Annotated in this window: 1 pseudogene; it reads right to left on the bottom strand. The window is 44.4% G+C overall.

What is annotated here, in order from left to right:
- Positions 1-1,851: pseudogene (locus AB5935_RS25005) on the bottom strand (hypothetical protein); the annotation flags it as partial.

Raw genomic sequence — 1,851 nt, 5'->3', positions numbered from 1 at the left:
GAAGTATAGAAACTGCCAAGAACAGCATTTATAGGGACAAAATATGGGGTTCCGTATGAATTGGAATATTCCCAGTCTATCACCGACGAGCCACCGTAACGCCAAATCAGTGACTCGCGTCGCTTCAGTTTATATTCCCGTCCGTCGCTCATGTAGTCAGTCTGTTCTTTCAACAGATTATAACGATATTTCTCTCCTTCATACCAGAGCACATTGCCATAGTACTGCGGTTTCTCGAAAAAGGCGGTGTCATTCTGCATTGCTTCATAGATGTCATATTGATAGACAGTCTTTCCATTGCAATTTTCAGGACTAAATTGGGTTGCACCATCCTTTAAATAATAGACTGTAACTTCGGGATAGACCACTGCGGGACGGCCGTTCAGGAGCCGCTGGAAGTTGAATGCACTGAACGTACATTCCCACTCCCAAGTGTAAACAGGATATCCTCCTGACGGACTATAACTCATGAAGGGATTGGATTTGAAGGATCGATATTGTCCATTCGGATCAAGTCCCAGAACCATGTTCAGTACCGACATCGGAAGGTCGGTCGATTGGTAGTTCATATAGGTCTGAATGGTAGGATCGAGGGTTGGTTCGCCTGCGCCTGTATGGTAGTAGCGTCCGATTTCCCAGCCGTATTCTTCGTATTCGGTTTTCCCGTAACAGTAGTGTTTGGAATCGCTTCGCACACCTTCTGCCGTATAGTTGACGATTTCACGAATCCTAAAACCTGTAGCTTTGGTCTTCACGCGCCTTTTTTTATCGTGAATATAGTCTCCATCATCATCTGTGAATGAGAAGAACTTGTGGTTCTCAAAGTCAAACTCTGTGTAGCCTCCTGTCGGATAGGTTAATTTGCGGAGTACACAATGGCTTTCAGGGCCGGCAGGTTTACGTGTGTTGTAGGGCACATTAGAGAGTCTCACTTTATCCAAAGGAGACAAATCATTTTCGTCTTTTGGTACGTCTGTTACAAAAGAGCTACTGGCTCTGGACACATCAAAGCCCACGAACAGATTCATATAGGCCACGTCATAATTGTTGCTGCGAAAATTCAGGTTACCCCAATGGTCTGTTCCACCAAAGTTGGCATACGAAGATGTATATCCACACCGATAGGTCTCGGATGATGCATCATTACCGCCAAGCAGAGTGACGCTGTCAAGCATACTGAAAGGCGACTTTGATAAACTGCTAGATTGCAAAGTGCCCTGATGCTGTTCCAGGTTGATGGTCCGCACAAGTCTGTCTCCGTCTTTTATACTGATACTTTGGGCATAATTATAATATTCACTGTTTGTACCGTCCTTATAATTGATGCGGATGGTGGTGGTACCATAAGTGACGGAAGTCAGAAGCTTCATCTGATATGCATGCTGCCGTGTATAAGTATGTACAGTGACGTCAAATACATCCGGACTACACCCTAACTCGTAAAAATGATGGAAACGTACTGCCGGTTCTGCCTGCTGATACCCAAAGTTAGAATGAATACTCTTGCCATAATCAAAAGTAATAAGTTCCGAAGAATGGGGCAAACGGATAGAGGTTAGTTGCCAAGACACATAAGTGGTGTTGTAGGGAGTAATCGTACACCCCGTTCCTCTAAAGGTGGTATCGGCACCGGTGAAAGCATACTCAACATCCTGTTCGTCCACCACTTTAAAAGATATAATCTTTCTATCCCTAGTAGCATGGGTTATCTTCACATCACGTCCACCTGAAACTACATATTCGATTTTGCCGTCATAGGTTTTTCTGATAACGAATTCGAAGGAACTACCATCAGGAAGGATAGCGGTAAATAGGTCGGACTTTAGTTCCAACGTGTTCAGGTATTCTTCC

The sequence above is a fragment of the Phocaeicola sp. RTP21198st1_B8_RTP21198_201120 genome, assembly GCF_040929485.1.
Lineage (GTDB): Bacteria > Bacteroidota > Bacteroidia > Bacteroidales > Bacteroidaceae > Phocaeicola > Phocaeicola dorei.
The sequence above is the reverse complement of the archived record's forward strand: the minus strand, read 5'-3'. Positions and strand labels throughout refer to the sequence as shown.